This is a genomic window from Nonomuraea sp. NPDC049649, assembly GCF_040675175.1.
Classification (GTDB): domain Bacteria; phylum Actinomycetota; class Actinomycetes; order Streptosporangiales; family Streptosporangiaceae; genus Nonomuraea.
The window spans coordinates 44,478-66,102 of sequence record NZ_JBFAOH010000005.1; the positions used below are offsets into that span (position 1 = coordinate 44,478).

General features: G+C 73.0%; 19 protein-coding genes. 15 read left to right on the top strand and 4 right to left on the bottom strand.

What is annotated here, in order from left to right:
* Nucleotides 1-43 precede the first annotated feature (43 nt).
* Nucleotides 44-592, top strand: coding sequence for a nucleotidyltransferase family protein (locus AB0J42_RS09090; protein ID WP_364291107.1), 549 nt, complete (start codon nucleotides 44-46; stop codon nucleotides 590-592).
* A 4-nt stretch (nucleotides 593-596) separates the two neighbouring features.
* On the opposite strand, the gene AB0J42_RS09095 is transcribed toward AB0J42_RS09090, so the two are convergent.
* On the bottom strand, nucleotides 597-1,484 hold the full coding sequence (locus AB0J42_RS09095) for an endonuclease/exonuclease/phosphatase family protein (RefSeq protein WP_364290598.1): 888 nt from the start codon (nucleotides 1,482-1,484) through the stop codon (nucleotides 597-599).
* Nucleotides 1,485-1,574: 90 nt separating this feature from the next.
* Between AB0J42_RS09095 and AB0J42_RS09100 the strand changes: the two genes are divergently transcribed.
* The 10 genes from AB0J42_RS09100 (at nucleotide 1,575) to AB0J42_RS09145 (ending at nucleotide 11,052) form a co-directional block, all read left to right on the top strand.
* The gene (locus tag AB0J42_RS09100) at nucleotides 1,575-2,615 is read left to right on the top strand and encodes an LLM class F420-dependent oxidoreductase (protein ID WP_364290600.1); all 1,041 of its coding nucleotides are present in this window, start codon (nucleotides 1,575-1,577) and stop codon (nucleotides 2,613-2,615) included.
* A gap of 410 nt (nucleotides 2,616-3,025) precedes the next feature.
* Nucleotides 3,026-4,435: a serine/threonine-protein kinase gene (locus AB0J42_RS09105; protein WP_364290602.1), complete on the top strand. Its 1,410-nt coding sequence runs from the start codon at nucleotides 3,026-3,028 to the stop codon at nucleotides 4,433-4,435.
* Between the two features lie 41 nt (nucleotides 4,436-4,476).
* Nucleotides 4,477-5,514 (top strand): Xaa-Pro peptidase family protein, encoded by a 1,038-nt coding sequence (locus AB0J42_RS09110; RefSeq protein ID WP_364290604.1) that lies wholly within the window; start codon nucleotides 4,477-4,479, stop codon nucleotides 5,512-5,514.
* Between the two features lie 25 nt (nucleotides 5,515-5,539).
* Complete coding sequence (gene efp, locus AB0J42_RS09115) at nucleotides 5,540-6,100, top strand: elongation factor P (protein WP_364290606.1); 561 nt, start codon at nucleotides 5,540-5,542, stop codon at nucleotides 6,098-6,100.
* A gap of 1 nt (nucleotide 6,101) precedes the next feature.
* Nucleotides 6,102-6,512 (top strand): transcription antitermination factor NusB, encoded by a 411-nt coding sequence (gene nusB, locus AB0J42_RS09120; protein ID WP_364290608.1) that lies wholly within the window; start codon nucleotides 6,102-6,104, stop codon nucleotides 6,510-6,512.
* A 94-nt stretch (nucleotides 6,513-6,606) separates the two neighbouring features.
* Nucleotides 6,607-7,833 carry an MFS transporter gene (locus AB0J42_RS09125; RefSeq protein WP_364290610.1) on the top strand — a complete coding sequence of 409 codons (1,227 nt, stop codon included), beginning with the start codon at nucleotides 6,607-6,609 and terminating at the stop codon, nucleotides 7,831-7,833.
* 10 nt (nucleotides 7,834-7,843) lie between these two features.
* Nucleotides 7,844-8,182 (top strand): MmcQ/YjbR family DNA-binding protein, encoded by a 339-nt coding sequence (locus AB0J42_RS09130; RefSeq protein WP_364290612.1) that lies wholly within the window; start codon nucleotides 7,844-7,846, stop codon nucleotides 8,180-8,182.
* Between the two features lie 284 nt (nucleotides 8,183-8,466).
* Nucleotides 8,467-9,192, top strand: a complete 726-nt coding sequence (locus AB0J42_RS09135; protein WP_364290614.1) for a methyltransferase domain-containing protein — start codon at nucleotides 8,467-8,469, stop codon at nucleotides 9,190-9,192.
* 26 nt (nucleotides 9,193-9,218) lie between these two features.
* The gene (dinB, locus tag AB0J42_RS09140; protein WP_364290616.1) at nucleotides 9,219-10,460 is read left to right on the top strand and encodes a DNA polymerase IV; all 1,242 of its coding nucleotides are present in this window, start codon (nucleotides 9,219-9,221) and stop codon (nucleotides 10,458-10,460) included.
* Between the two features lie 202 nt (nucleotides 10,461-10,662).
* Nucleotides 10,663-11,052: a DUF3040 domain-containing protein gene (locus AB0J42_RS09145; RefSeq protein WP_364290618.1), complete on the top strand. Its 390-nt coding sequence runs from the start codon at nucleotides 10,663-10,665 to the stop codon at nucleotides 11,050-11,052.
* Between the two features lie 87 nt (nucleotides 11,053-11,139).
* Here AB0J42_RS09145 and AB0J42_RS09150 read toward each other — a convergent pair whose 3' ends face one another.
* Genes AB0J42_RS09150 through AB0J42_RS09160 form a run of 3 tightly spaced genes read right to left on the bottom strand, consistent with a single transcriptional unit; the run spans nucleotide 11,140 to nucleotide 15,787 of the window.
* A complete protein-coding gene (locus AB0J42_RS09150) occupies nucleotides 11,140-13,557 on the bottom strand; it encodes a DUF3488 and transglutaminase-like domain-containing protein (protein ID WP_364290620.1) in 2,418 nt (805 codons plus the stop codon).
* Nucleotides 13,557-14,813, bottom strand: coding sequence for a DUF58 domain-containing protein (locus AB0J42_RS09155; RefSeq protein ID WP_364290622.1), 1,257 nt, complete (start codon nucleotides 14,811-14,813; stop codon nucleotides 13,557-13,559). The genes AB0J42_RS09150 and AB0J42_RS09155 overlap by 1 nt, the downstream gene beginning before the upstream one ends.
* Nucleotides 14,810-15,787: a MoxR family ATPase gene (locus tag AB0J42_RS09160; protein WP_364290624.1), complete on the bottom strand. Its 978-nt coding sequence runs from the start codon at nucleotides 15,785-15,787 to the stop codon at nucleotides 14,810-14,812. The genes AB0J42_RS09155 and AB0J42_RS09160 overlap by 4 nt, the downstream gene beginning before the upstream one ends.
* A 459-nt stretch (nucleotides 15,788-16,246) precedes the next feature.
* Here AB0J42_RS09160 and mraZ point away from each other — a divergent pair, with 459 nt between their 5' ends.
* From mraZ to AB0J42_RS09180, 4 genes are all read left to right on the top strand, one after another.
* Entirely contained in the window at nucleotides 16,247-16,678 is a 432-nt protein-coding gene (mraZ, locus tag AB0J42_RS09165) for a division/cell wall cluster transcriptional repressor MraZ (protein ID WP_364291109.1), read from the top strand.
* A 220-nt stretch (nucleotides 16,679-16,898) separates the two neighbouring features.
* A complete protein-coding gene (gene rsmH / locus AB0J42_RS09170; protein ID WP_364290626.1) occupies nucleotides 16,899-17,882 on the top strand; it encodes a 16S rRNA (cytosine(1402)-N(4))-methyltransferase RsmH in 984 nt (327 codons plus the stop codon).
* Entirely contained in the window at nucleotides 17,866-18,909 is a 1,044-nt protein-coding gene (locus tag AB0J42_RS09175) for a hypothetical protein (protein WP_364290628.1), read from the top strand. The genes rsmH and AB0J42_RS09175 overlap by 17 nt, the downstream gene beginning before the upstream one ends.
* A 953-nt stretch (nucleotides 18,910-19,862) precedes the next feature.
* On the top strand, nucleotides 19,863-21,605 hold the full coding sequence (locus AB0J42_RS09180) for a penicillin-binding protein 2 (RefSeq protein WP_364290630.1): 1,743 nt from the start codon (nucleotides 19,863-19,865) through the stop codon (nucleotides 21,603-21,605).
* The last annotated feature ends 20 nt before the right edge of the window (nucleotides 21,606-21,625 follow it).

A 21,625-nucleotide genomic window follows, 5' to 3' on the forward strand; every position in this document is an offset into this window, starting at 1 on the left:
CGGTGTGAAAGAGGACGGCGTGAAGGACAGCACGGGGAGCGCTGTGGCCGGGCTGCTGCTCGCCGCGGGCGAGGGCGCCCGGCTCGGGACGCCCAAGGCGCTGCTGGAGTTCGGCGGGGAGCGGCTGGTCGACCGGGGGGTGCGGCTGCTGCAGGAGGGCGGCTGCCACCCGGTCGTGGTGGTGCTCGGGGCCGCGACCGTCCAGGTGCGGGGCGCGGTGACCGTGCGCAACCCGGACTGGCGCTCCGGCATGGGGTCCTCGCTGCGCGCCGGGCTGGCGGCGCTGCCCGCCGAGCCGCGGGCCGTGGTGATCGCGCTGGTGGACCAGCCGCTGGTGCGCCCGGAGGCCGTCCGCGCGCTCATCGGCTCCGGGGCCGAGGTGGCCGTCGCCACGTACGGCGGCAGGCGCCGGAACCCGGTGCTGCTCGGCCGCCGCCACTTCGCCGAGGTGGCCGCCCTGGCCCGGGGCGACGTCGGCGCCCGGCCGTTCCTGGCCGCCCACCCCGAACTGGTGACCGAGGTGCCGTGCCCCGGCGACCCCGCCGACATCGACACCCCGGACGACCTGGCCCGCCTGCGGGCGCTCCTGTAGGGCCTCAGAGCCGGAACGAGGCGATGGCGGCCCGGTGGTCGCTGCCGGTCGCCGGCGCCACCTTCGCCTCCGTCGCCACCATCCCGCGGAACAGGATGTGGTCGGGGCGCGTCACCGGGAACCGGGCCGGCCAGGTGAACCCGAACCCGCCGCCCGCCACCTCCTGCGCGTCCTGCAGCGGCGGCGTCAGCCCGCGCATGCCCCGGTCGGTCGTGGCCGTGTTCAGATCGCCCAGCAGCAGGATCCGCTTGCTGGCGTCGCCGTCGATCAGCTTGCGGGCCTGCTCCAGCGAGGCGTCCCTGGAGGTGGTCGCGCCCGGCCGCGCCGAGGCCAGGTGCATCACGTACACCGTCACGTCGCCCTTGGGGGTCCGCACGGTCGCGCGCAGCGCCCGCACCCAGCCCATGCCGACGTCCAGTGGGCGCTTGCGGGTGATCGGGTAGCGGCTCCACAGGCCGACCGTGCTCACCGCGTAACGGTGGCGGAACATCCGGTCGAGCTGCGCGGCGGCCGGGCCGCCCGGGGTGAGCTCCTGCGCCGCCAGCAGGTCGAGGTCCTTGGCGACGGCGCGCACGGCCTCGCCGGAGGCGTTGTTGCGCACGCCCACGTTCACCGTGCCGACCGCCAGGTCGCTCGGCCCGCCGGGCGGCCGGCGCAGCAGCGCGGGCCCGAACATGAACGCCCACACCAAGGCGGGCGCCAGGACGGCCCCGGCGGCGGCCGTGGAGCGTGCCAACACGGCGCCGAGCAGCAGGACGGGCACGGCCAGGCCCAGCCACGGCAGCAGGCTCTCCATGACCGTCGTGAAACCGCCCAGCGACGGCACGAACCGGTGTCCGGCCAGCACCGCGGCGACGGCCGCGGACAGGACGACGACGACGCGCTTCAGCACCCGAACAAGGTAGCCCCTCCATGACCTGTCCGGGGACACGCTAACCTGGCGGCAACCGAACGGAACATCATTCTGTGGGTGGGAGCCGGCATGCGTATCGGAATGACACTCAACTACTCAGGGGGCTTCAAGGAGACGGTCACCGCGCTGGCCGACTACGAGAAGGCCGGGCTGGAGATCGTCTTCGTGCCCGAGGCCTACAGCTTCGACGCGGTCAGCCAGCTGGGGTACATCGCGGCGGTCACCGAGCGCCTGCAGATCGCCTCCGGCATCCTGCCGCTCTACTCCCGCACCCCCGCCCTGCTGGCCATGACCGCCGCCGGGCTCGACTACGTCTCCGACGGCCGCTTCACCCTCGGCCTCGGCAGCTCCGGCCCGCAGGTCATCGAGGGCTTCCACGGCGTGCCCTACACCGCGCCGATCGGCCGTACCCGGGAGGTCATCGAGATCTGCCGGAAGGTGTGGCGGCGCGAGCGCCTGGAGTACCAGGGCCGCCACTACACGCTGCCCCTCCCTGCCGACCAGGGCACCGGCCTCGGCAAGCCCCTCAAGCTCATCAACCACCCGGTACGGCCGCGCATCCCGATCGTGATCGCCGCCATCGGCCCCAAGAACGTCGAGATGGCCGCCGAGCTGGCCGAAGGCTGGGAGCCGATCTTCTATGTGCCGGAGAAGGCCGGTGACGTGTGGGGCGCCGCGCTGGCCGCCGGCAAGGCCAAGCGCGACCCGGAGCTCGGCGAGCTGGACGTGGTCGCCCAGGCGTCCCTCTACATCGGCGACGACTCCGAAGGCCTGCTGGACCTCGGCCGCCCGATGGCCGCCCTCTACATCGGCGGCATGGGCGCCAAGGGCAAGAACTTCTACAACAACCTGGCCCGGCGCTACGGCTACGAGAAGGAGGCCGAGCAGATCCAGGAGCTCTACCTCGACGGCAAGAAGGACGAGGCCGCCGCGCTGGTGCCGCGCGAGCTGCTGGAGAAGACCTCGCTGATCGGCGACGAGGGCCTCATCCGCGACCGCCTCCAGGCCATGAAGGAGTCGGGCGTCACCACCCTCAACGTCACCCCGCTCGGCCGCACCCACGAGGAGCGCGTCCGCCTCATCGAGACCATCACGAACCTCGCCTCCTGACCGCCCCGCGCCGCGAGCATCTGACGGGCGGGCCGGCTCGCCCGCCTGGCGGCGCGAGCATCTGACGGGCGGGTCGGCTCGCCCGCCCCGCGGTGCGAGCGCCTGACGGGCGGGTCGGCTCGTTCGCCTGGCTGCGCGCTGCCGGGAGGCCGGGGGCGGTGCCGGGAATGTCCGGAGGTGGCCCGCCGTTACATTGAGCGTGGCCGGTGTGTCCAGTGTCCCCGGGCCTCACCTATCGCCTTCGCGGAATACCGTACGGCTGGAGCCGCGTTGTGCCTTTCGCCGAGAGGCGACCTGCACACCGGTTGCACTTCGTAGGAACGCCCGCCTTCCCGTAGCTGGGGAGGCGGGCGTTTCCGTTCGGCCCTATGGTGGGTCGAAACTGAAGTTTGCTATGCATTGGCGGAGATATGTCCGACGCGACGCCGTCCCTGATCGCCGGCCGGTACCGGCTCGATGAGCGGATCGGCAGCGGCTCGATGGGGGAGGTCTGGCGGGGATACGACACCCGCGCCGACTGGACCGTGGCCGTGAAGATGCTGGGCGCCAAGGCGGCCGGAGCGGCCACCAGGGAGGTGCTGCGGCAGCACGCGCAGGCCGTCGCCCGGGTAATCCACCCCAACGTCGCCATGGTGCTGGACGTCGGCGAGCACGACGGATCGCCCTTCCTGGTGACGGAGTTCCTGACCGGGCCGAGCCTCGGCGAGGAACTGGCCGCGCGCGGCCCGCTCAAGGTGGTGGAGGTCTGCGACCTGACCGGCCAGGCCGCGGGCGGGCTGGACGCGGCGCACCGGGCCGGGCTGGCCCACGGCAAGGTCGAGCCCGACAGCTTCCGCCTGGCCGGCAGCGGCGTGCTCAAGGTCGTCGGGTTCGGCCTGCCCGGCCAGCGGGGCGGCGACCCCCGCTACCTGGCGCCCGAGCGGCGCGCCGGAGGCGACGGGGACGCCCGGTCCGACCTGTACGGGCTCGGCGCCGTCTGCTACGAGCTGCTCACCGGCCGCCCGCCCGCGGCGGAGGGGCCGATCGCGCCGCCCAGCACCCTGCGCCAGGACGTGCCCGCCGAGCTCGACCGCTTACTGCTCGCCCTGCTCGCCCCCGAGCCCGCCGCCCGCCCCGCGAGCGGCGAGACCGTCCGCCGCGCGCTGGCCGCCATCGCCAGGCCGCGCACCGCCGTGCCCTCGCCGCCCCCGCCGCCCGCCGCGCCGCCGCAGGCACGCGCCGGCGACACCGCGATCTTCGACGCGGCCGAGCTCGCCCCCGAGCCCGACCGGGAGAACCGCCGCCTGTTCATCCAGGCCGGGGCGGCGCTGGCGGCCATCGTGGCGGTCACCGCCGGCATGATCATGCTGGGCAACCGGGACGAGCCGCCCGCCACCCCCGTCACGACGCAGGTCACCGGCGAGGCGGCCCCGTCCGTCACCCCGACGCCGACCCCGACGCCGACCCCCACGCCCACCCCGGCGACGCCGTCGCCCGACTACGAACCGGATCCCGATCCCACCGAGCTGCGCGGGACCGACCTGCCCGTCCCCAAGGGCACCGTCGGCCAGTTCGCCCCCGCGGGCGGCTGGAACGCCTGGGTGAGCCAGTTCGACCAGGCGATCGGCAGCCAGATGGCGATGGGCCTGGTGGACCCGCGCGTCGCCGGCAAGGCCCAGGACAAGCTCAGGAAGGCGGCGCGGAAGTTCGCCGAGGGCAAGGAACGGTCCGGCGTCCGTGAGGTCTCCCGCGTCATGCGCGACCTGCAGAGGGCCCGCGCGAAGGGGGAGGTCGCCCCGGAAGGCCCGCTGTCGGAATGGCTCGACGACTGGCGGGTCTAGCCGGATAGTGGACCAACCGGTGATCAACGTACATTGAACGCGTGACCTTCAATTACGCACAGCGGCGGGCGAAGCTCGCCGCCCTGCTGCCCGCCCACGAGGTCGACGCCATGCTGGTCACCTCGGCCGTGAACGTCCGCTACCTCACCGGGCTCACCAGCTCCAACGCGGCCGTCCTGGTCAGGGCCGACGGCTCGGCGCTGCTCGTGACCGACAACCGGTACATCGAGAAGACGCACGGCCTCGACGTCCAGGCGGTCGAGGCCTCCGACGTGGCCGGCGAGCTCGCCGCCCCCGGCGTCGGCATCGAGGCGGCCCACATGAGCGTGGCCACCTACCAGCGGCTCGGGCCCGGGCTCGTCCCGCTCGGGCCCCTGGTCGAAGGGCTGCGGGCCGTCAAGGACGACGACGAGCTGGAGCTCCTCCGTACCGCCTGCGCCATCACCGACCAGGCCTTCGCCGACGTCCTGCACACCATCGGGCCCGGCGTCACCGAACGCGACGTGGCCCGCCTCCTCGAAGCCCGCATGATCGAACTGGGCGCGAGCAAGCCCGCCTTCGACACCATCGTCGCCGCCGGCGAGAACGGCGCCATCCCGCACCACGCCCCCACCGACCGGGAGCTGCGCTCCGGCGACCTGGTCACCATCGACTTCGGCGCCGCCTACCAGGGCTACCACGCCGACATGACCCGCACCGTCTGCCTCGGCCCGCCCGCCGGGTGGCAGCGCGAGATCTACGACCTCGTCGCCGAGGCCCAGCGGGCCGGGCGGCACGCCGTCGCCCCCGGCGCCGGCGCCCGCGAGGTCGACGCCGCCGCCCGCTCCGTCATCGCCGCCGCAGGCCACGGCGACCACTTCCGGCACGGCCTCGGCCACGGCGTCGGGCTCGAGATCCACGAGGAGCCGTTCCTGGGTCCCGCACGGACCGGTAGACTCGAGGATCGAGTTCCGATCACCGTTGAGCCGGGGATCTACCTTCCGGGCCGGGGCGGTGTTCGCATCGAGGACACCCTCGTGACCCGGCGGGGTGGGGCGGAACTGTTCACCAAGACGACCAAGGAGCTGCTCGTCCTTTAGAGCGGCCGCACGCGGGAGAGAACGAGTGGCGACGACCAACGACCTCAAGAACGGCATGGTGCTGAAGCTCGAAGGCGGCGAGCTGTGGGCCGTTGTCGAGTTCCAGCACGTCAAGCCCGGCAAGGGCGGCGCGTTCGTGCGCACCAAGCTCAAGAACGTGCTCACCGGCCGGGTCCTCGACAAGACCTTCAACGCCGGCGTCAAGGTGGAGACCGCCAACGTCGACCGGCGCGAGATGCAGTACTCCTACCGCGACGGCGACGACTTCGTGTTCATGGACACCGAGACCTACGACATGGTCCACGTGTCCGCGGCGACCGTCGGCGACGCCGCCAACTACATGCTGGAGAACACGATGGCCACCGTGGCCTTCCACGACGGCTCCGCGCTCTACGTCGAGCTGTCCGCCGCGGTCGAGCTCACCATCGCCAACACCGAGCCGGGCCTTCAGGGCGACCGCTCCACCGGCGGCACCAAGCCCGCCACGCTGGAGACCGGCGCCGAGATCAAGGTGCCGCTGTTCATCACCACCGGCGAGCGGGTCAAGGTCGACACCCGCACCGGCGAGTACCTCGGCCGGGCCTGAGGTGTCGGCACGGGGCAAAGCACGCCGGCGTGCTCTCGACATCCTGTTCGAGGCCGAGCTCCGGAGCGAGGACCCGCTGAAGATCCTGGCCGAGCGGATCGAGCGGCGGGAGCCGCCGGTGAACGAGTACACGAAAACCCTCGTCGAAGGGGTCACCCGCCAGCTGCCCCGCATCGACGAGCTGATCACCACCTACTCCGAGGGCTGGTCCCTCGAACGCATGCCCGCCGTCGACCGCAACCTCCTGCGCGGCGGCACCTACGAGCTGCTGTGGATGCCCGACGTCCCGGAGGGCGTGGTCATCAGCGAGTGGGTCCACCTGGCCGGCGAGCTGTCCACGGACGAGTCCCCCCAGTTCGTCAACGGGCTGCTGGCGCGCTTCAAGCAGCTCAAGCCCAGCCTGACGCTCTGACCCGGGGCTTTGCGCGCCCGGCGTAACCGCCGCCGGTGACGCGCCCGCTGTGCGAGCATCGTCCCCATGAGATCCCCGGCCCCGCGCTGAGCCGTTGCCCAGGCTCGCCGCGCTCCGCACCCCCCGCTTCCGCCGGCTCCTGCTCGGCCAGGCGCTCGCGGTCGTCGGCGAGCAGCTGTTCGCCGTCGCCATCACCGTCTCCGTCCTGGAGGCCGGGGGCGACGCGGTCGCGCTCGGCCTGGTGCTCGCCGTGCGCGGGGTCACGCTGGTGGCGTTCCTGCCGGTGGGCGGCGTCTGGGCCGACCGGTTGCCGCGGCGGCGGGTCCTGACGGCCGCCTACGCCGCCCAGGCCCTGCTGGCGGCGGCCTTGGCCGTGCCGGGTGCCTTCCCCGTCTGGGCCGCGGGTGCGGCCGTCCTGCTGTCGGGGCTGGCCGAGGCGTTCGTCCGGCCCGCGTTCAACGCGCTCCTGCAAGGAGTCCTGGCCGACGGCGAGCGCGTCTCCGGCCGGTCGCTGGTCAGCGTGGCCGTCCGCACCGGCGTCATGGGCGGTCCCGCGCTCTGCGTCGGCGTCATCGCCGTGTCCGGCACCCGGGCCGCGTACGGGATCGCCCTGGTGGTCTTCGCGGGCGCGGTCCTGGCGCTCCGGCTCGCCGGGGAGCCGCGCCGGGCAAGCGCTCCCCGGGCCTCGTTCGCCCGGGACGTCCGCGACGGCGTCGCGGAGGCGCGGCGGCGGCCCTGGGTGCGGGCCGTCCTCGTCTTCTCCGCCGTGAACCTCATGTTCGTGATCGCGCCGACGCAGGTGCTGCTGCCCGTGATGACCACCGCCGCGTTCGGCACGCCCGCCGTGTATGGGATGGCGCTCACCTGCTACGGCACCGGCGGCCTGGTGGGCGGCCTGCTCACGATGGCGTGGCGGCCCCGGGCCCCCGGGGTCGTGGCGCTGACCGCGATCGCCCTCTACGCCGCCGCGCCCCTGTCCCTGATCGCCGCCCCGTCCCCGGCGACGATCCTCGTGGCGTTCGCGATCGCCGGGGCGGGGGTGGAGATGTACGCGATCCACTGGGAGGTCGCCCTGCAGCGCGAGATCCCCGAGCACCTGATCGGGCGGGTCAGCTCGTTCGCCTGGCTGTGCGGCTTCGGGCTGCTGCCGTTCGGGCAGGCGCTGGCCGGGCCGCTCGCCGGGATCGCCGGGCCCGCGGCGGTGCTGGGCGCGGCGGCGGCCGTCATCCTCCTCGTGCCGCCCGCGCTGCTCCTGGTCCGGGGCATGCCCCGGCTGCGGACGCCCGGGCCGGAGGTTGCCCCGGCGGGGCGGGCCGGGTGACGATCGGATCATGGCCACCGAGGACGACGTGCGCGGGCTGGCGCTCGCGCTGCCCGAGACCGCCGAGAAGCCCATGTACGGCACGCCCGCGTTCTACGTCCGCCGCAAGTGGTTCGCCAGGATGCGGGAGGAGCCGGGCGTGCTCGCCGTGCCGGTGCCCTCCGAGGAGCACAAGCTGGAGCTGGTCGCCGCCCGTCCGGACGCGTTCTTCACCACGCCGCACTTCGACGGGTACGCCGTCGTGCTGGTGCGGCTGGCGCAGGTGGACGACGAGGAGCTGCGCGAGCTGCTGACCGACGCCTGGCGGCTGCGCGCCCCGAAACGGCTCGCCGCAGCCTTCGACGCCTGACCGGCGCCTGCTTCTCGTCCGTACGGAAGCGTCCGCGGGGCGGGTTCTCGCTCGTACGAGAGCGCCCGGGGAACGCCGTCGGCCTTTTACGGGAGCGTCCACGGACAGCAGAGGGCGGGTCCTCTCCCGTACACGGAAGCCTCCACGCCGCCTTGGCGAACGGCAGGGGAGTCGTTGCGGTCGTGGGGGAGCGGGCGATCGCGCGTACGGCGTAGGCTGGTGCGCAGCCACGAGGAGAGGGAGGCGAGCCGACGTTGCGAGCTGAAGTCACGAGGACCCCGGCGGTGCGGACCGCCGTCGTCTGGGACGCGCTCCGCGCGGTGCTGGCCGAGCTGGCCGGCGCCACCGGGCGCGACGTGCTCGACATCGTCGACGCGGGCGGCGGCACCGGAGGTTTCGCCGTTCCCCTGGCGGCGCTGGGTCACACGGTGACCGTGGTCGACCCCAGCCCCGACTCGCTGGCGGCGCTCGAACGCCGGGCGAAGGAGAGCGGGGTGGCGGTCCGCGGGCTCCAGGGCGACGCCGCCGACCTGGGTGAGCTGCTCAGCCCCGGCAGCGCCGACCTGGTGCTCTGTCACAGCGTGCTGGAGTACGTGGAGGACCCGGCCGACGCCCTGGCCGCGATGGCCGGGCTGCTCCGTCCCGGCGGGGCGGTGAGCGTGCTGGCCGCCAACCCGGTGGGCGCCGCCGTCCACCGCGCGCTCGCCGGGCAGTTCGACGAGGCCGGGGCCGTGCTGGCCGACCCGCTCGGCAGCTGGGGCGACCGCGACCCGACGCCGCGCCGCTTCACCGGCGGCGCGCTCACCGGTCTGCTGGCCGAGGCCGGGCTGGAGGCGGGGCCCGTCCTCGGGGTGCGGGTCTTCGCCGACCTGGTGCCGAGCCGGCTGGTCGACGGCGAGCCGGGCGCGGCGGAGGCGCTGGTGGCGCTGGAGGAGACCGCCTCGTCCCACCCGGTGCTGCGCGACATCGCGGCCCAGTTGCACGTCGTCGGCCGCCGTCCGTCGGCATAGAACACCTGTTCGGATAGAATCGGGGCGTGGCACGCAAGCAGATCACCGGCATCGGCCCCGCTCCGCGGACCGGGGCCGACGACGCCGGCTGCCCGATCCTCCACGTCGACATGGACGCCTTCTTCGCCAGCGTCGAGCTGCTCGAAAGGCCCGAGCTGCACGGCCGCCCGGTGATCGTCGGCTCGCCCGCCGGGCGCGGCGTGGTGCTCAGCGCCACCTATGAGGCCAGGGCGTTCGGCGTCCACTCGGCCATGCCGATGAGCCGGGCGCGGCGGCTCTGCCCGCAGGCGACGATCATCCCGCCCAGTCACGGGAAGTACTCCGAGGTCTCCAAGGGCGTGATGGAGATCTTCCACGCGATCACCCCGGTGGTCGAGCCGATCGCCTCCGACGAGGCGTTCCTCGACGTCGGCGGTGCCCGGCGCCGGCTGGGCCCGCCCGCGAAGATCGCCGCCATGATCAGGGCGGAGGTGCGGGAGCGCTACGGCATCACCTGCTCGGTGGGCGTGGCCGCCAGCAAGTTCATCGCCAAGCTCGCCTCCAAGCAGTGCAAGCCGGACGGCCTGCTGGTGGTGCCGCCCGGCGAGGTGGTGGCGTTCCTCCATCCGCTGCCGGTCTCCGCCCTGTGGGGGGTCGGCGAGCGCACCGAGCAGGCCCTGGTGCGGCTCGGCATCCGCACGGTCGGCGACCTGGCCCGGGTGCCGGTCGCCACCCTCCAGCGCGAGCTGGGCCCGGCCGCCGGGAGCCACCTGGCGGCGCTGGCGTGGGGCCGCGACGAGCGGCGGGTCAGCCCGCACGTCCCCGACAAGAGCATCGGCGCCGAGGAGACGTTCGCCGTCGACGTCGACGACCCCGAGGTCATCGAGCGCGAGCTGCTGCGGCTGTCCGAACGCGTCGCCGCCAGGATGCGTAAGGCCGGACACGTGGGCAGGACTGTAAGTGTGAAGCTGCGCCGTGCCGACTTCTCCACCATCACCCGGTCCCGGACTCTCCCCGAGCCCACCGACGTCGCCCAGGAGATTTACGCCACAGCCTGCGAGCTCTACCGGGCGGCTGGTCTGGAGCGGGTGCGCCTGCGTCTGGTCGGCGTCCGCATGGAGAACCTCCGGCCTGCTGAGACGGCCTCCCGTCAGCTCACTCTGGGCGAGCGCGAGGCAGGCTGGCGGGAGGCCGAACAGGCGATGGACCGGGCGATCCGGAGATTCGGACCCGATGCGGTGCTGCCGGCTTCGCTTGTTCGGGGCAAACTTGATGAAATGGAGGCGTGAGGCGATGTCACGACTTCGGGGGAGGAGTCCAAGATGGCCCAGAATGAAGCTATGACGTCACCTCCGGTTTGGTCTGCCTTGGACGTTTGCTTTCGCCTACGTCTACAGCCTCGTATTCTGGGGATAACCGACCGCGAGGTTCGGACACCCCGTGTCGTCCGTTGCCGTCTTCCCCGTCCTGGGGCCGTCCTTGGGAGGCGCCGTGCCGCTCTCTGAGCACGAGCAGCGCTTGCTCGACCAGATCGAGCAGGCCCTCTACGCCGAGGACCCGAAGTGGGCCAACACCGTAAGGATCAGTGACCCACGCAGCCATTACAAGCGACGCCTCATCAAGGCCTCCATCGGCTTTGCCCTCGGCGTCGTCTTGCTGATGGTCGGCGTGGTGATCAACATGATCCCGCTCGGCGTCGGCGGTTTCGTGGTCATGCTCGCCGCGTGTCTGTGGGGCCTGTCCAGTTGGAAACGCATGAATGGGTTCGGTGACTCCCCGGCTCCGGGGCAGCCACAGGGCAAGCAGGTACGCCGGGGCAACCGGGGTACCTTCATGGAGCGCATGGAGGAGCGCTGGCGCCGTCGTCACGACGAGCGCTGATCCGATTCCCCCGGAAAAGACATCCCTCTAAACCGGAGGTGCGGCCGTCCCCCCCCAGGGGAGACGACCGCACCTTCCGTCATGCGCTCACGCGCCCTTCTGCGCCGTCCTGCGCAGCCTGATGTTCTCCAGGCGGTCGAACCCGTCCAGCAGCCCCTCGCCCAGGTTCCGCAGCCGCCGCATCGTCGACGGCGGCAGCAGCACCGCCCGCACCCGCCGGGGGCGTGACACGGTCGCGGCCAGCGCCTTGCGCACCTCGCGCAGGTCCCCGCCCAGCGGCGGGATCCGGCCGGGCTCCCGGGCGTACAGCACGCGCTCCACGGCCGAGGCGATCGACGTGACGGCCGCCGCCGGTCCGGACCCGAACTCGTACTGCTCGGTCAGCCGCCGCGCCAGCTGGCGCGGGGTCTCGCTCGGCTCGCGGGCCATCCCGTAGTCGCAGAGCACGTCGTCCAGCTCCGCCCAGGCCGCCGCCACCGCCGGATGGCGGCCCGCCACGACCCTGGCCGTCACCTCGTCGGCCGGTCCCGACACCTTCCAGCCGAGCGTACGGACCCGCCTGCTCCTGACGATCAGCCGGGCCGCGGCCGGGATCAGCAGCACCAGCAGCAGCACCGCGGCGCCGATGCCGATCTGCGCGGCCACCGGCGTGGTGTCCTCCGGCGGCAGCCCGCCGTCGGCCAGCAGCGCCTCCCGGTCCAGCTCGCGCACGTTCCGCCGGCTCTGCGGGTCCTGCTCCTCCTCGGAGCCGGCGGCGGAGGTCCGGTCCGGCGACGGGGAGGTGGGGTCGGCCGTGGCCTCGGGCTGCGGCCGGGTGTAGTCGGGCACCCGGGCGCTGCCCTGGCCGAGGCTGCCCGTGGGCGTCGGCTCGAACGGCAGCCAGCCCACGCCCTCGAAGTACAGCTCGGGCCAGGAGTGGGAGTCGTTGGTGGCCACCGTCCACTCGCCGCCGATCTGCGTACCGCCCGTGTAGCCGATCGCCACCCGGGACGGGATGCCCACGACCCTGGCCAGGACCGCCATCGAGGCGGCGAACTGCTCGCAGTAGCCGGCCCGGCTGTGCAGCAGGAAGTCGGCCAGCGCCGAGTTGCCGTGACCCTGGGTGCGCAGGCTGTAGACGAAGCCGCCGGTGTCGGTGAAGAACTCCTGCAGCTTCACGGCCGCCTCGTAGTTCGTACGGGCGCCGCGCGTCTCCTGATGTGCCAGATCCACGATCGCCGGAGGCAGGTCGTCCGGCAGCTCCAGGTAGCGCTCCTCGATGTTCTGGCGCGACGACGGCGCCGAGTCCAGCACGTCGGCGGTGGCCACCGGCTCGCTGGTCGCCACCTGGTACTCCAGGCCCGCGGCCTGGTCGCGGGTGGAGAAGACCATGAGCGAGCTGACGTCCGCCCGCCAGTCGCCGTCGATGCGGATCTCCCGCGGCGGGTACGGCAGCGGCAGGAACGACAGCTTGGCGATCTCGTCGCTGACGGCGACCGTGGTCTGGATGTGCCTCAGCTCCACGCCGCCGCCCAGGCCGGGCGGGGGCGGCAGCGGGCCGTTCTCCGTCCGGTTCTCGGGCGCGCCCTCCGGCTGCGTCATGCCGAACTGGTCGCCGTCGAAGGTGTCCAGCGAGTAGATGCGCAGGTAGCGGGGCCGGTTGTCGCTGTTGGTGTAGGTCAGCACGGTGCGCTGCTCGGGCAGCTCCAGCTGGCCCTTCAGGTTCGCGATCGGGTTCGGGATGCTGATCGAGTTGCCCCGGCCGGCCCCGCTGCCGCCGACGCCGAAGGTGAAGAACGAGACCGGCTCCATGGGCGGCAGCAGCGCCGGCAGCAGCACGGCCAGCGCGATCGCGGCGAACCCGATGCGCTTGCCCGACACCCGCAGCCCGCTGGTGTCGGCGGTCGCGCCCGGCCGCCGGTCGTCCCCCAGGCGGGTGCGGCGCACCAGCACCGCGCGGCCCCACTGGCCCACCCGCTCACGGCCGTCCGCGATGAGCAGGCCGGTGAACCCGAGCGCCGCGAGGATGAACGCCGGCCAGCTGATCGGGTCGGCCAGGATCGTGGCCGGCACCGCGGCCAGCGCCAGCAGCGGCAGCCCGGCCAGCGCCGCCTTGCGCAGCCGGGTCGCGAACAGGTCCACGATGATCGCGATCAGGCCCACGCCGCCCGTGGTGAGCAGCGAGATGGCCTCGTTCGCCGGGACCGGCGCCGCGTACCGCTGGATGTCGGCCCAGCCGGTGGCCAGCAGCCGCGCCACCTCCAGCACCGAGTCCGTGGTCGGCACGAACAGCGCCCAGGCCTCCTCGGCCGCGAACGCCACCGTCAGATAGATCCAGAGCGCGCCCACGCTGAGCAGCGGCGCCGCCCAGGCCGCGAGCGACAGCCGCCCGCTGATCAGGCTGGCCAGCAGGACCGAGACGACCGCGCCGAGCGAGCCCCAGAACCAGGCCCCGCCCTCGAACAGCTGGTAGAGCAGGATCGTCGCGGAGAACGTCGCCAGCGCGGCGGCGATGGAGAGCCTCATCAGGACGCACCCCCGCTCATCGCGTAGCGTCCGCGGCTGGCCGCGTCCGGCCACACCGACGCGAGCGGCACGCCCGCGGGCAGAGCGACGATCCGCCATCCGTAACCGGTCAGCACGGTCCGCACCGCCTGGTAGTCCTCACTGGCCTCCGCCTTCTGGCCGTCCCAGGTGTCCACGTCCAGCAGCACCGCCACGCCGGTGACGCCGCTCTGCCTCAGCCGGGCCAGATCCCTCGCCTCCTCCGGGTCGAGCGCGCCGAGCACGGCCACGATCAGGCCCTCCCCGCCGCCCGAGCGCAGCGCCGACACGCCCAGTTCCAGCGAGCGGGCCGACGAGCCGCGCACCGTCGCCAGCGTGTCCAGCAGCGACCAGCTCAGCCCGCTGTCCGTCAGGTGCTCCGGCCCCTGGTCGGTCACCAGCCGCAGGCCCAGGCCCTCGCGGGCGAGGTGCACGCCGATCGACGCCGCCGCCGAGACGGCGACCTCCAGCGAGGAGCGCGGGCCCTCGCCGCGGTGCGCGTACTTGCGGGTGTCGAGCAGGAGGGCGCCGCGGCTCTGCCACTGCTGCTCCTCGCGCCGTACCATCAGCTCGCCGTGCCTGGCGCTGGAGCGCCAGTGCACCCGGCGCAGGTCGTCGCCCTGCCGGTACTCGCGCGGCGCCACGTCGTCGTCGCCGGCCGCCGCCACGCTCCGGGTGCGGCTGTCGCCGCCGCCCGTCCACTCGCCCGACAGCCGCACGTGCGGCAGCGGCACCACCTGCGGCGTCACGACGAGCGTGTCGGTGATCGTGAACGAGCGGGTCAGCTCCACCAGGCCGAACGGGTCGGCGATGCGGATCGACAGCGGGCCGATGGGGAACCGGCCGCGCAGGTCCGAGCGCACCTTGTAGTCGATCTCCCGGATGCCCCGGCCCTCCACCCGGTCCAGCACGAACCGCGGGCGCACGCCCAGCGCGTACGGGACCGTGTCCTCGATCAGCAGCAGGCCGGTGGGCAGCTTGGTCACGTTCTCCAGGCGCAGCGTCACCCTCGCCTCGCCGCCGGCCTCGGCCCTGGCCGGGTCCAGCCGCCGGGCGCAGCTCAGCCGGTAGCGGGTGCGCGCCACCACCATCGCGGCCAGCAGCGGCAGCGCCACCACCAGCACCCCGATCCTGAACAGGTCGTTCTCGCCCAGCAGGTACGCCATCAGCAGCGCCGCGGTGCCCGAGGCCAGGAACGACCGCCCCCTGGCGGTGAGCGCCCGCAGTCCCGCCCTCACGACGCCCGGGTCTCCGGCACCGGGACGCGCCTGACGAGCTCCATCACCACCTGCTCGGGCAGCCGCCGCTGCCCCTGCGCCTCCACGCTGGGCAGCAGCCGGTGCGCCAGCACCGGGACGGCCAGGTCCTGCAGGTCGTCGGGGATGACGTAGTCGCGGCCCGCCAGCGCCGCGTGCGCCCGCGCCGCCCGCACCAGCTGCAGCGTGGAGCGGGGCGAGGCGCCCAGGCGCAGGTCGGGGGAGTGCCGGGTGGCGACCACCAGGTCGATGGCGTACTTCTTGACCGCCTGCGACACGTACACCCCGCGCACCGCCTCGATCAGCGCGCGCACCTCGGACGTGGTGGCCACCGGCTTCAGCTTGTCCAGCGGCGAGGTGCCGCCGTGCACGTCCAGCATCTCCAGCTCGGCGCTCGGCTCCGGGTACCCCATCGCCACCCGGGCGGTGAACCGGTCGCGCTGCGCCTCGGGCAGCGGGTAGGTGCCTTCCATCTCGATCGGGTTCTGCGTCGCGATCACCATGAACGGCGCGTCCAGCTGATAGGTGTGACCGTCGACGGTGACCTGACGCTCCTCCATGCATTCCAGCAACGCCGACTGGGTCTTGGGGGAGGCGCGGTTGATCTCGTCGCCCACCACGATGTTGGCGAACACCGGCCCGGGTTTGAACTCGAACTCGCGCGTCTGCTGGTTGTACGCGCTCACCCCGGTGATGTCGCTGGGCAGCAGGTCGGGAGTGAACTGCACCCGGCGCACCGGGCAGTCGATGGACCGCGCCAGCGCCTTGGCCAGCATCGTCTTGCCCACCCCGGGCACGTCCTCGATCAGCAGATGGCCCTCGGAGAGCAGCACGGTCAGCGTGAGGCGGACGGCGTCGCCCTTGCCCTCGATCACCGATTCGATGGCCTCGCGGATCCGGTGAGCGGTGGTGACCAGCTCCCCGAGCTGGTGAGGGACGTCATGGGTTACTGCCACCAGGCCTCCAGGCGAAGTACGGCGATCACCTCGCGCAAGGGTGCCTTTGCGGGAGGCATACCTTTATTTTCCATTATCTGTACGACCCTACGACTCTGTGGGTTCTTGGGCGACTTTTGTGGATATCCCAGAGAAACCCGGTGATGTTCGTGTTCTTGTCGCATACCGATACGAAAGCCGTTACAGAGCGCGCCACATTCCCCCACCCCCGCCCCGGATGGCCCGCCACCCCTTATTCGCCCGGCTTTCGGGGCAACCGACACGCCCGCCCCCGCCCGGTGGCCGCTTCACCGCCCTCCACTCCGCTCCACCGCCATGACCTGCGACAACGCGCGAGAACTGAGCCGCGAACCAGGTTCGAATCAGTTGACGGTGGGGAGAAGTGGAGTATGGTGGTGCGCAGTGGAGAGCACGGTGCACCAGCGCCGGGCGCTTCACGAGGCACGGGAGGTGGCGCCGATGTTCCTCGGCAGCCATCACCCGCGTCTGGACGACAAGGGACGGCTGTTCCTGCCGGCTAAGTACCGTGAGGAGCTGGCGGAGGGTCTTGTGATCACCAAAGGCCAGGAGCGATGCCTCTACGTCTTTCCTGTAGAGGAGTTCCAGCGCATTACCGAGGCTCTCAGGACCGCCCCGGTCACCGCCAAGGCGGTGCGTGACTACAGCCGCGTCTTCTTCGCCAGTGCGTCCGACGAGAAGCCAGACAAACAAGGGCGTGTCACCATCCCACAGGGCCTGCGCCAGTACGCGGGCCTGGAGCGTGAGTGCGTCGTCATCGGGGCCAACACCCGGCTGGAGATCTGGGACGCCAAGGCCTGGGACACCTATCTGAACGAGCAGGAACAGGCGTTCGCCGACCTCTCCGAGGAGGTGTTGCCAGGGATCTTGTAAAGAACGGTCGAGCCGTCGGAGATGTCGTTCGGCGAGGTCTCCACCCGCAACCACTGCCCGCCAGCTGATGCACCTTCCCCGGTGTCAGATGGCAGGCGTCCACGAAGAGGGTGCGGATGGGGACCTGGCCGGGCGGCGCCGGGGTGGGGACCCAGGATCACCGACACATCGGCCGGCCGCGTCATCCGCGAGCCAGGACGCGAGAAAGGGGGGGTTGGAGATGCACGACGACGTCGGCACGGACGGTCACGTTCCGGTCATGCTCGACCGCGTTCTGGAGCTGCTGGAGCCGGCCATCGCCACGTCCGCCTCGGGCCCCGACCCCGTCGTCGTCGACGCCAACCTCGGGCTCGGCGGCCACACCGAGGCCCTGCTCGCCGCCCACCCCACACTTCACGTGATCGGGATCGACCGCGACCCTTTCGCCATCGAGCACGCCACGCGCAGGCTCGCCCCGTACGCCGGGCGCACCACGCTGGTCCACGCCTCGTCCGACGAACTGAGCGCCGTGCTGGCCGACGCCGGGCGCACCACCATCGACGGGGCGCTGTTCGACCTCGGTGTGTCCTCGCCGCAGCTCGACGAGGCGGCGCGCGGGTTCGCCTACTCCTATGACGCCCCGCTCGACATGCGGATGGACACCAGCCAGGAGCTCACCGCCGAGACGGTGGTCAACACCTACTCCGCCGCCGAGCTCACCAGGATCCTGCGCGACTACGGCGAGGAGCGCTTCGCGGGGCGCGTCGCCGGCCTCATCGTCAAGGAACGGGCCAGAGCGCCCATCACGTCGACCAAGCGGCTCGCGGATCTCGTCAGGGACGCGATCCCGGCCGCCACCCGGCGCACCGGGGGAAACCCCGCCAAGAGGACTTTCCAGGCGCTGCGCATCGAGGTGAACGGCGAACTCGCCGCCCTGGAGGTGGCGCTGCCCGCCGCGCTCGACGCACTGGCGCTGGGCGGGAGAGCGGTCGTGCTCTCCTACCACTCGCTGGAGGATCGGCTCACCAAGCGGATCCTCACCGCGCGGACCAAGGACACCAGCCCGCCCGGGCTGCCCGTCCCGTTGCCGGCCCACCAGCCGCGGTTCCGCACCCTGACGAGGGGAGCCGAGCTCCCCAGCGACGAAGAGCTGGCCCGCAACCCGCGGGCGGCTTCGGCCCGGCTCAGGGCCGCAGAGAGGATCCGTGTTGACGACCAGGACTGAGCAGGAGACCAGGCGGGGCGCGCCCGTCCGCGGCGCCGCGCCCGCGACCGGGGCCCGGGCCGGGCAGCGCAGGCCCGAGCCGCCGCACCCGGCCAAGCCCGTCCCGCAGCCGCGCACCGACACGGCCAGGCGCCGCTCCCGCGCCGACGACCCTCTCGCGCGCCCGTCGTCCCCGCGCCCGGGCAGCACCCGCGGCACGGACTCCACCTCCCGCGACGCCCGCCCGGCCCCTGCCCGTGGCCGCGGCGGTCGTGCCGCGACCGATGCCCGTGGTCGTGCGGCGGGCACGGATGCTCGTACACGCGGCACGAGTGCCACCGCCGGAGCGGATGCGGATGCTCGCGCGCGGGGTACCCGCGGCGCGGCCGGTGTCCGTAGTCGTGCGGCGGCGACGGATGCTCGTACGCGCGGCGCGAGTGGCGCTGCCGAGGCGGGTGCGGACGCTCGTGCGCGGGGTGCCCGTGGCGCGGCCGGTGTCCGTGAGCGGGCGGCCGGTGCGGAGGCCGGCGGCCGTGGTGCCGGTGTCCGTGAGCGGGCGGCGGGTGCGAAGGCCGGGGTGCGTGGTCGTGCGGGTGCCGGGTCCGATGTACGGGAGGAGCGCGGTAAGGCCGGGACCCGTGAGCGCGTGGCGGGCGGCGCCGGCGCGTCGCGTACCGTCACCGAGCGGCCCCGGACCGGCGCGCGCAAGCGTCCCCACGCGAGCCCGGAGCCGCGGCGTGCGGCCATCGGGCGGCCGGTGCGCCGCCAGCGCGCCCCCTTCGTGCTGCTCGTCGTCGGGCTGCTCTGCGGCGGCCTGGTCACGCTGCTGCTCCTCAACACGGTCCTGGCGCAGGACTCGATGACCGCTTCCAACCTGGTGGACGAGATCTCCACCGCCCGCCAGCAGAACGAGGACCTCCAGCGCAAGATCGAGGAGGAGAAGCTGCCCGGCAGGGTCGCCGAGCGGGCCGAGGACCTCGGTCTGCGCCGCGACTGGAACGAGATCAACACCCTCGAGAGCTCCAGTCAGGCAGGCCCGGCACGGTGAGAGACTCCGGCGGCAGGGGACAGGGCCCCGGTCGCGGCGGCGCCGGCCCTCAGGGAGGGCCCGGCGCCGTTCGTCGTACGCCCGGCGGTTCGGGACGGTCCGGGCGTACGGGCCGTTCCTCGTCCTCCGACGACCCCTTCCACCTCCCCTTCGGCGAGGACGGCCGCTCCCAGGACGACTCGGGCGAACGCGGCTCCCGGCAAGGAAAGCGCTCACGCGACCAGAGCGACCGTTCAGGCGCGCGATCTCCCGAGGGGGACCGTCCCGCGACCGGAAGATCCCGCGGCGAGGAGAAAGACCCGGGGAAAGCCCGCAAACCGTCACGCCCCCGTACGCGCCAGGACGAGAGCCCCCGCCGCACGGAAAGCGACGCCGCCCCGTCCCGGAGCAGATCCCGTACGGAGAGCGACGCCGGCCCGTCCCGGAGCAGGTCCCGCGCGGCGGGTGACGCCGCCCCGTCTCGGGGCCGTACCGCGCAGGGCAGCAGGCCTCGTGCCGAGGGTGACGCCCGCGCTTCTCAGGGGAGCAGGTCCCGTAGCGAGGGCGACGCCGGCCCGTCCCGGGGTGGCGCTTCTCAAAGGTCTCGTGCGGAGGCCGATGCCGGTTCGCCCCGGGGGCGTGCGCCGCAGGGGAACAGGGCCCGCGCGGAGGGTGACGCCGGTCCGTCCCGTGGACGGGACGAGGGGCGGCAGGAGGACGCGTTCCGGCGACGCCCGTCCGACGCCGCCCGGCGGCCGTCGCAGGATCGGGTACGGGGTGACGCCCGGGGCCGTGACGACCGGGCCAGGCGCAGTCAGGCCGATGGTCCCGTACGGCGGACCAGGGGCGAGGGGCCGGGCGCGGGTGGCCGTGGGGGCACCCGCGCCGGCGAGGGCGCGCGGCGCGGCCCGCAGGACGGGCCGCGGCCCCGCGCGGGCGGCGGGGGACGCAAGCCGCCTCCGCCGAGGCCGCCGATGGTGCTCCGCCTCGGCAACCCCAGGAGGCGCATCAGCATCGGCCTGATCGGCATGACCTTCATCCTGTCGATCTTCGCGGGCCGCCTGATCCAGATGCAGGGCCTGGACTCCAAGGTGTACGAGGCGGCGGCCACCAAGCAGCGGCTGCACGTCGAGGAGATCCCGGCCAAGCGCGGCGCCATCACCGACGTCAACGGCCACAACCTGGCCCACACCGTCGAGGCGCGCGACATCTCCATCGACCCCAGCAAGATCCCGGCGGAGGTCAGGCAGCCCGTGGCCTCGCTGCTCGCCCGCCATCTGGGCAAGCCGGTGGAGGAGATGGCCGCCAAGCTGGCCAAGTCCGACTCCCGCTACCAGCTGCTGGCCAGGGGCGTCGCCCCGCCCGTGGCGGACCGGCTGCTCAAGGAGCCGATCCCGTCGCTCCATGCGAAGAGCACCTTCCGCCGGGTCTATCCGGGCGGCGACCTGGCGGGCAGCCTGATCGGGTTCGTCGGCGACGACAAGGACGGCCTGACCGGCATCGAGCAGGTGAAGAACTCCGTGCTGGCCGGGCGCGACGGCGAGCTGCGCATAGAGACCGGCCGCGACCGGCAGCGCATCCCGATGACGGGCAGCCAGCGCACGCCCCCGGTCGACGGCAGCGACGTGCGCCTGACGATCGACCGCGACATCCAGTGGGCCGCCCAGAAGGTGATCACCGAGCAGGTCGAGGCGTCGGGCGCGAGCAGCGGCACCGTCATCGTCATGGACGTGCGCACCGCCGACGTCGTCGCCATCGCCAACGCCCCCGAGCTCGACCTGAGGAACTGGCGCGAGGCCCCCCAGCACCGCTATCTGAACCGGGCCGCCTCCGACGTGTTCGAGCCCGGCAGCACCAACAAGGTGATCACGGCGGCGGCGGCGCTGGAGGCCGGCGTGGTCGAGCCCGACACGGTCTTCCACGTGAAGGACCGCATCCAGTGCTACGACCGGGTGCTGCACGACGCCCACCCGCACCCGCCGGAGGACATGACGTTCTCCGAGGCGATGGCCCAGTCCAGCAACGTCGCCACGGTCATGGCGGCGCGCCGGGTGGGCAGCAAGAACCTGTACGAGATGCTCAAGGCGTTCGGGTTCGGCGCCAAGCCGGGCGGCGGCATGCCGGGCGCCGGGGCGGGCCTGCTGCCGTCCCACGACAAGTGGTCGGGCAGTCAGGCCTGCACCATCGCATATGGTCAGGGCGTGTCCGTGACCGCGCTCCAGCTGGCCAGCGTCTACCAGACGATCGCCAACGGCGGCGTCCGGATCGAGCCGCGCATCGTCGCGGGGGTCACCGCCCCCGACGGCACGTTCACGCCGGCCGGGCCGGGGAAGAAGACCCGGGTCATCAGCACCACCACGGCCAAGGAGATCACCGCCATGCTGGAGAGGGCGGTCGGCGAGGAGGGCACCGGAGAGCTGGCCGCCATCCCCGGTTATCGGGTGGCGGGCAAGACGGGCACCGCCAACCGCTACGATGCCGAACTCGGCCGCTACGACGGCTACACCGCCTCGTTCGTCGGGTTCACGCCCGCCGACGCGCCCCGTCTGGTGGTGCTGTCGGTGCTGCAGGACCCGAAGAAGGGCCACTACGGCGGGCAGCTCGCGGCCCCGGTGTTCAAGGATGTGATGACGTTCGCCCTCAAGAGCAGGAAGATCCCGCCTACAGGCTCGGCCGCGTCCGGGCAGCCGGCGGCGCGCGCACGCGCGGGGCAGTGACGGAGAAGGATACGCTGCCG